This window comes from Microbacterium sp., from assembly GCF_052099035.1.
Taxonomy (GTDB): Bacteria; Actinomycetota; Actinomycetes; order Actinomycetales; family Microbacteriaceae; genus Microbacterium.
Genome location: NZ_JBQDSX010000037.1, coordinates 22,953 through 29,947, shown reverse-complemented (window position 1 = coordinate 29,947; position 6,995 = coordinate 22,953). Strand labels below are relative to the sequence as shown.

Genomic DNA, 6,995 nt, shown 5'->3' with positions numbered 1-6,995 from the left:
GGTTTTCGGTGGCTGAGTACATCTACTCGATGGTTCGTGCGCGTAAGGCAGTGGGTGACAAGCTCATCCTCGACGACGTGACGATGTCCTTCCTTCCCGGAGCGAAGATTGGAATGGTCGGCCCGAACGGTGCCGGTAAGTCGACGATCCTCAAGATCATGGCGGGACTCGATCACCCCTCCAACGGCGAGGCGAAGCTCACCCCGGGCTTCACCGTCGGAATCCTGATGCAGGAGCCGGAGCTCGATGAGAGCAAGACCGTGCTGGAGAACATCCAGGAAGGCGTCGCGATCAAGGCGAAGCTTGACCGCTTCAACGAGATTTCTGCGCAGATGGCAGATCCGGATGCCGACTTCGACACCCTGCTCGCCGAGATGGGCACGCTGCAGGAAGAGATCGACGCCGCCGACGGCTGGGATCTCGATTCACAGCTCGAGCAGGCGATGGATGCTCTGCGCACCCCGCCCGGCGATGCCGCGATCGCACCGCTCTCCGGTGGCGAGAAGCGTCGCGTCGCACTCGCCAAGCTTCTCCTGCAGAAGCCAGATCTGCTTCTGCTCGACGAGCCCACCAACCACCTCGATGCTGAGAGCGTGCTCTGGCTTGAGCAGCATCTGCAGGCCTATAAGGGCGCTGTCATCGCCATCACGCACGACCGGTACTTCCTCGACAACGTCGCCGAGTGGATCGCCGAGGTCGACCGCGGCCGGCTGATCGGCTACGAGGGCAACTACTCGACCTACCTCGAGAAGAAGGGCGAGCGCCTCGCCATTCAGGGCAAGAAGGACGCCAAGCTGGCCAAGCGCCTGAAGGACGAGCTCGAGTGGGTTCGCTCCAGCGCCAAGGGGCGCCAGACCAAGTCCAAGGCACGTCTGGCCCGCTACGAAGAGATGGCGACCGAGGCGGAGCGCACCAGGAAGCTTGACTTCGAAGAGATTCAGATTCCCGCTGGCCCTCGTCTCGGCAGCGTGGTCATCGAGGCGAAGAAGCTCAAGAAGGGCTTCGGCGATCGCGTCCTCATCGATGGCCTGAGCTTCAGCCTTCCCCCGAACGGCATCGTCGGTATCATCGGCGCCAACGGCGTCGGCAAGACCACCCTGTTCAAGACGATCGTCGGCCTGGAACCGCTCGACGGCGGTGATCTGAAGATCGGTGAGACGGTCAAGATCAGTTACGTCGATCAGTCCCGCGCGAACATCGACCCGAACAAGAACCTGTGGGAGGTCGTCTCAGACGGACTGGACTTCATCACGGTCGGCAAGACCGAGATCCCGTCCCGCGCCTACGTGTCGAAGTTCGGCTTCAAGGGCCCGGATCAGCAGAAGAAGGCCGGTGTTCTCTCCGGTGGTGAGCGCAACCGCCTCAACCTCGCGCTGACGCTGAAAGAGGGCGGCAACCTGCTGCTCCTCGACGAGCCGACCAACGACCTCGACATCGAGACCTTGAGCTCGCTGGAGAACGCCCTGCTCGAGTTCCCCGGCTGCGCCGTCGTCATCACGCACGACCGGTGGTTCCTGGACCGCATCGCCACTCACATCCTTGCTTACGAGGGCACCGACGAGAACCCGGCCAAGTGGCACTGGTTCGAGGGCAACTTCGAGTCCTACGAGCAGAACAAGATCGAACGCCTCGGGCCGGATGCCGCGAACCCGCACCGCTCCACGCACCGCAAGCTCACGCGTGACTGAGGCGCGCCGGCTGCACATCCCGATCGCCCTGCGGTGGGGAGATCTTGACGCGTTCAATCACGTCAACAACACCTCGATGCTGAAGCTCCTCGAAGAAGCACGCGTACGCGCCTTCTGGAAGGCAGCGCCGGGTGAGGACGCGCCCGAGACGGCAGTGCTGGAATCCGGAATCGACCAGGGCGTACTCACGCTCATCGCCCGGCAGGAGATCGAATACTTCGCCCCGGTTCCTTACCAGCGCCGTCCGCTCGAGGTGCAGATGTGGTTCGGCAAGATCGGCGGCTCCAGCGTCGAGGTCTGCTACGAAGTCTTCAACGACCCGGCAAGCGCCGAGCGCATCCTCTACGCGCGTTCGACGGCGGTCGTCGTTCTCGTGGATGCCGTGAGCGGGCGGCCGACGCGAGTGAATGACGAGATGCGCGAGATCTGGGGTCGGTACGTCGGCGACCCGCTCGTCTACGCGCATCGCCGGTAGCGTCAGCGCACGTCCGGCACGCGGATCATGATCTCCTGGTTCACGCTGGCCGCGAGCACACCGTCACGTGTGTAGATGCGGCCGGTGGCAAGGCCCCGGCCACCACGGGCGTTCGGGGAGCTCTGGACGTACAGCATCCACTCGTCGACGCGCGCCGGACGATGCCACCACATCGCGTGGTCGAGACTTGCGACCTTAAGTCCGGGCGTTGCCCAGTGGATGCCGTGCGCACGCAGGATCGACTCCTGGATGGTCATGTCGCTGAGGTACGCCAACGCGGCGCGATGCAGCCGCTGATCATCGGGCATCGGTGCACGAAGACGCATCCAGACGGCCTGATGGGGGATGGTTTTACCATCGGCTGACAGATAGATCGGCGTCTCGACATGCCGCGTCTCGACCGGACGCTCGGCGAGCATCCGCAGAGCCTGTGGGTCGGTATCGTCGACAAGCTCCTCATCCGGGCTCAGGTCCTCTGGTGCCGGCACGTCCGAAGGCATCGGCTCCGCATGTTCGAGGCCGGGAGCCTCATCCTGGAACGACGCGATCATTGAGAAGATCGGGACGCCGTTCTGGTAAGCCTGCGCGCGTCGGGTCGAGAACGAGCGACCGTCGTGGATGCGGTCGACGGCGATCGTGACGCCCTGGGATGAATCGCCGGGGCGCAGGAAATAGCCGTGCATCGAGTGCACGGCGCGATCTGCGGGCATGGTGCGCTCTGCGGCAAGCAGCGACTGCCCGAGGACCTGACCACCGTAGATGCGTCCGGTCGGCATGCTCTGCGAACAACCGGTGAAGATGTCTTCGGTGGTCCTCGCCTGGCTCTCATCGAGATCCAGTACTTCCATCAGCTGGTCGACCGGGGTCCGAGCCCGCGCATCTGCGCTCATGGCGCTCCCTCCTGCGACGATTGTTGCGTCCTTGGTAGTTTAGAACGCGTGCACACCCGTCTCGTTCTCGCCGACTCCGATACCGCGAAGGACGTGCTGACCTTCCTCGGCAGGGCGAACCAGATCTCCGATGATGGCGTGCGCCTGCAGGCCTCCGGAGGAGTGCTCGCGATGACTGCCGCAGCGCTTGCACCCCAAGGTCTTTTCGATCAGACGCCGACGATCCTGGCCATGCGCATCGTTCATGCCGACCCCGAGTTGGAATGCGACATCGTCGTCGATGAGCTGGCACCTGATGACGATGAGCGGATGCTACGCCTCCCGGAGACCGGACGCTCGCCGGCCTGGGCGGGCGTCGCACCGCCACGCTCGGACTGGGTGCGGGCGAGTGACCTCGGCGCCGATATCGTCGCACAGCGCGCGCAGTGGGGGATCTCCGCTGTCGCACGAGGTGCAGCACCAGGATCCGGAGAGGAAGCCGTACGTGCGCTGCGAGCAGCGATCTGGGGTGAGCCCGATGAGGACCTCGGCGGGCTTCCCCGTGGCGTCGCGTTCGCCGCGCATGCCTTCGGGTTCATCTCGGGTGAAGAGCAGGTGCCGGTGACTGTCTCCGGACGCTGGACACGGCTCGGCTTCCGTCGCGGGCATGTGCTCTCACGCGGTCCCGTCGCCACCGGCCTGACCGCCGTGCGCGATACCGGTGCTCAGCGTCCGGCTGCGCGTCCGGCCTGACGGCCGGAGAACAGGCACCCGCCTAAGAAAGTACCTTCCAGTGCGCGATAGCCGTGCACGCCGCCGCCGCCGAAGCCGCTGGCCTCGCCCGCTGCGAAGAGCCCGGGGATGACGGCGCCGTCGGCACCGATCGCCCGCCCATCGAGATCCGTCTTGATGCCGCCGAGCGACTTGCGTGTGATCACATGCAGCTTGACGGCAACCATCGGCCCCGCGGACGGATCCTGCAGCCGATGCGGTGCGGCGGTGCGGATGAGCTTGTCGCCACGATAGGCGCGCATCGAGCGCAGCATCCCGATCTGAGCGTCCTTCGTGTACTCGTTATCCATCTCGCGGTCGCGTGCGACGACTTCGCGGCGGGCATGCTCGCGATCGAGAACGTCTCCACCATCGTGCTGGGCCATCTGCTCGAGCAAGGATTCCAGGTCGTTCTCGACGATGAAATCGGCGCCTTCATCGAGGAATGACTGGACGGGCCCAGTCGGGCCTTTCGCCAAGCGCGACTTGAGCAGCAGGCCGATGTCCTTGCCGGTGAGGTCCGGGTTTTGCTCGCTGCCCGAGAGCGCGAACTCCTTCTCGATGATCTGCCGCGTGGTGATGAACCAGGAGTGGTCATGGCCGGTCTGTCGCAGATGCTCCAGCGTGCCCAGCGTATCGAAGCCAGGGAAGAGCGGGACGGGAAGCCTCTTGCCGGTGGCGTCCAACCAGAGCGACGACGGCCCCGGAAGAATGCGGATGCCGTGCTTCGGCCATACCGGATCCCAGTTCTGGATGCCTTCGACGTAGTGCCACATCCGATCTCCGTTGATCAGGTGCGCGCCGGCGGCCTCGGACACGGCGTGCATCGATCCATCGACGTATGCCGGTACCCCGGAGAGCATGTGCGTGGGCGGGGTGCCGAGCCGGGCTGGCCAGGCCGCGCGCACGAGATCGTGGTTGCCGCCGATCCCGCCGGAGGAAACGATCGTCGCGCCGGCCGAGATCTCGAAATCACCGACGATCTCGCGGGAGGATGAGATCCCGCGAGCGGTTGGACTGTCTGCGAGCACCTCGCCACGGGCACCGACGACGGTTCCGCCGTCGACGATCAGTTCGCTCACGCGGTGACGGGGGAGGATCTGCACCGTTCCGGCATCCTCTGCGCGGTGCACGGCCTCATCGAAGGGAGCGACGACTCCGGGGCCGGTGCCCCAGGTGATGTGGAATCGAGGCACCGAGTTGCCGGGGCCGATGGCGCCGTACCCGCCGCGTTCCGCCCAGCCGACCACCGGGAAGAAGCCCACGCCGCGCTCGCGCAGCCAGGAACGCTTCTCGCCCGCGGCGAACTGCAGGTATGCCTCGGCCCACTGGCGAGGCCATTCGTCCTCATCGCGGTCGAATCCGGCGTTTCCGAACCAGTCCTGCGTCGCGAGCTCCAGTGAATCCTTGATGCCCATGTGACGCTGCTCCGGCGAGTCGATCAGGAACAGCCCACCGAACGACCACCATGCTTGACCGCCGAGGTTGGATCTCGGCTCTTGGTCCACGATGATCACGCTCCGGCCGAGTGCGGCGGCCTCAGAGGCTGCGACCAGCCCTGCCAGTCCCCATCCGATAACCAGGACATCTGCGGACAGGGGTGTGGTCGTCATGCGTTCTCCGTTGAATCCTGACTGGCGCTGCGTGCGTCGAGCGTCGTTCGCCCCTCAGCTGGGCTGGGGACTGACGGCAGCGTATTCACCATGGCATATGCGGCGCGCTCCAGATAGTCCCAGAGCGTCGCATCGTGCAGCGGCGAGAGCTGGACCTCGTCGAGAGAGGTGCGCATGCACCGCAACCAGCGGTCGCGTGCATCGGGGTCGACTCGGAACGGCTGGTGACGCAGCCGCAGTCGCGGATGCCCGCGCCGTTCGCTGTACGTGGTCGGACCGCCCCAGTACTGCACGAGGAACATCGTGAACCGCTCCGCTGCCGGCCCGAGATCCTCCTCGGGATACATCGGCTTCAGCACGGGATCTTGGGCGACCTCGCGATAGAACCCGTCCACGATGCGTTCGAATGTCGCGTACCCGCCGACTTCGTCGTAGAAGGTCATTTCCTCGCCTCTGGTGGTTCCGGGTGTGCTGGTGGTTCCGGGTGGTCTGGTGGTTCAGGTGGCGGGTTGGGGCTCTTCTTGCGCCAGATGCCGCGCATCGGCGCCGGTACTCCGGTGACGGCATTCGGTCTCGTCGTCGGAGGGTTGGCACCGCGAACCCGTCGCGCGCCTTCGATGCCGTCCGGTACGACGGAGGCCATTGACGGGATGGTCAGGTCGAGCGCTTCGATCGCGCCTTTCAGCCGTATGCGCAGTTCCTGCGCGACATCGTCCATTGCGGTGGCACGCGTCTTCAGCACGACGCGGATGATGAGCGCATCGCCCGTGATCGATTCCAGGCCCCAGACTTCGGGACGCTCGATGATGCGGGTGCGCCACTTCGCATCCTTCATCAGGCCGCTGGCCGCTGCGAGCAGGGCTTCTTCGACCTGAGGCACATCGGCGTCCACCGGCACGCCGATATCGACGATCGCCCGCGCCCATCCCTGAGACATGTTGCCGATGCGGGTGATCTCACCGTTGCGGACGTACCAGAGAGTGCCGTTCACATCGCGCACGTGCGTGATGCGGACCGCGACGTATTCCACGACACCGGAGGCGAGGCCCATATCGACCATGTCGCCGATGCCCATCTGGTCCTCGGCGACGATGAACAAGCCATTGAGGACATCCTTGATGATGTTCTGGGCGCCGAACCCGAGACCAGCACCGATCGCCGCGGTCAGCAGGGTGAGAGAGCCGACGAGGCTGGGGGCGAGCAGATTGGTGATGAGAACCAGTGCCACGATCGCGACGGCGACATTGACGATGTTCTGCAGAATGGTGCCGAGGGTTCGCGTCCGCTGCACGAGGCGCATATCTGCCAGCGGAGATCGCTCAAACGCCTGAGTGTCGTCGACATTCGCCTTCAACTTCGCACTTCGGACGATGCGGAGCACGATCCGGCGGATCACCAGGCGCAGCAGGAATGCGACGATGATGCAGACGATGACGGTCAGGAGCACCTGCAGGACGTTCTGTCCTGCTTCGACCAGCCACTTGAGCACCGAACCCCAGAAGCTCGCCAGGTCATCGAGAACCGGTGTCGGTTCCGGAGGCGTCTCGAACGGGATCAGTGGCACGCTCTGATCCTATCG

7 protein-coding genes are annotated in these 6,995 nt (G+C 64.9%); 3 read left to right on the top strand and 4 right to left on the bottom strand.

Going from position 1 to position 6,995, the window contains the following annotated elements; translation table 11 throughout:
- Positions 1 to 8 precede the first annotated feature (8 nt).
- Both ettA and ACTIAO_RS11880 read left to right on the top strand, forming a co-directional pair.
- Complete coding sequence (ettA, locus tag ACTIAO_RS11885; RefSeq protein WP_441906439.1) at positions 9 to 1,688, top strand: energy-dependent translational throttle protein EttA; 1,680 nt, start codon at positions 9 to 11, stop codon at positions 1,686 to 1,688.
- Complete coding sequence (locus ACTIAO_RS11880; protein WP_441906437.1) at positions 1,639 to 2,163, top strand: acyl-CoA thioesterase; 525 nt, start codon at positions 1,639 to 1,641, stop codon at positions 2,161 to 2,163. The genes ettA and ACTIAO_RS11880 overlap by 50 nt, the downstream gene beginning before the upstream one ends.
- A 2-nt stretch (positions 2,164 to 2,165) precedes the next feature.
- On the opposite strand, the gene ACTIAO_RS11875 is transcribed toward ACTIAO_RS11880, so the two are convergent.
- A complete protein-coding gene (locus ACTIAO_RS11875) occupies positions 2,166 to 3,053 on the bottom strand; it encodes an acyl-CoA thioesterase (RefSeq protein ID WP_441906436.1) in 888 nt (295 codons plus the stop codon).
- Between the two features lie 48 nt (positions 3,054 to 3,101).
- Here ACTIAO_RS11875 and ACTIAO_RS11870 point away from each other — a divergent pair, with 48 nt between their 5' ends.
- On the top strand, positions 3,102 to 3,785 hold the full coding sequence (locus tag ACTIAO_RS11870) for a hypothetical protein (RefSeq protein WP_441906435.1): 684 nt from the start codon (positions 3,102 to 3,104) through the stop codon (positions 3,783 to 3,785).
- On the opposite strand, the gene ACTIAO_RS11865 is transcribed toward ACTIAO_RS11870, so the two are convergent.
- Genes ACTIAO_RS11865 through ACTIAO_RS11855 form a run of 3 tightly spaced genes read right to left on the bottom strand, consistent with a single transcriptional unit; the run spans position 3,758 to position 6,980 of the window.
- Positions 3,758 to 5,416: an FAD-binding dehydrogenase gene (locus ACTIAO_RS11865; protein ID WP_441906434.1), complete on the bottom strand. Its 1,659-nt coding sequence runs from the start codon at positions 5,414 to 5,416 to the stop codon at positions 3,758 to 3,760. The two genes, ACTIAO_RS11870 and ACTIAO_RS11865, sit on opposite strands and share 28 nt — an antisense overlap.
- Entirely contained in the window at positions 5,413 to 5,859 is a 447-nt protein-coding gene (locus ACTIAO_RS11860; RefSeq protein WP_441906433.1) for a globin, read from the bottom strand. Before ACTIAO_RS11860 ends, ACTIAO_RS11865 begins: the two co-directional genes overlap by 4 nt.
- The gene (locus ACTIAO_RS11855) at positions 5,856 to 6,980 is read right to left on the bottom strand and encodes a mechanosensitive ion channel family protein (RefSeq protein WP_441906432.1); all 1,125 of its coding nucleotides are present in this window, start codon (positions 6,978 to 6,980) and stop codon (positions 5,856 to 5,858) included. The genes ACTIAO_RS11860 and ACTIAO_RS11855 overlap by 4 nt, the downstream gene beginning before the upstream one ends.
- Positions 6,981 to 6,995 lie beyond the last annotated feature (15 nt).

Excerpts from the sequence above, each read along its gene's own strand:
- ACTIAO_RS11880 (WP_441906437.1), top strand. The coding sequence starts at position 1,639 with ATGCCGCGAACCCGCACCGCTCCACGCACCGCAAGCTCACGCGTGACT.
- ACTIAO_RS11875 (WP_441906436.1), bottom strand. The coding sequence starts at position 3,053 with ATGAGCGCAGATGCGCGGGCTCGGACCCCGGTCGACCAGCTGATGGAA.
- ACTIAO_RS11865 (WP_441906434.1), bottom strand. The coding sequence starts at position 5,416 with ATGACGACCACACCCCTGTCCGCAGATGTCCTGGTTATCGGATGGGGA.
- ACTIAO_RS11860 (WP_441906433.1), bottom strand. The coding sequence starts at position 5,859 with ATGACCTTCTACGACGAAGTCGGCGGGTACGCGACATTCGAACGCATC.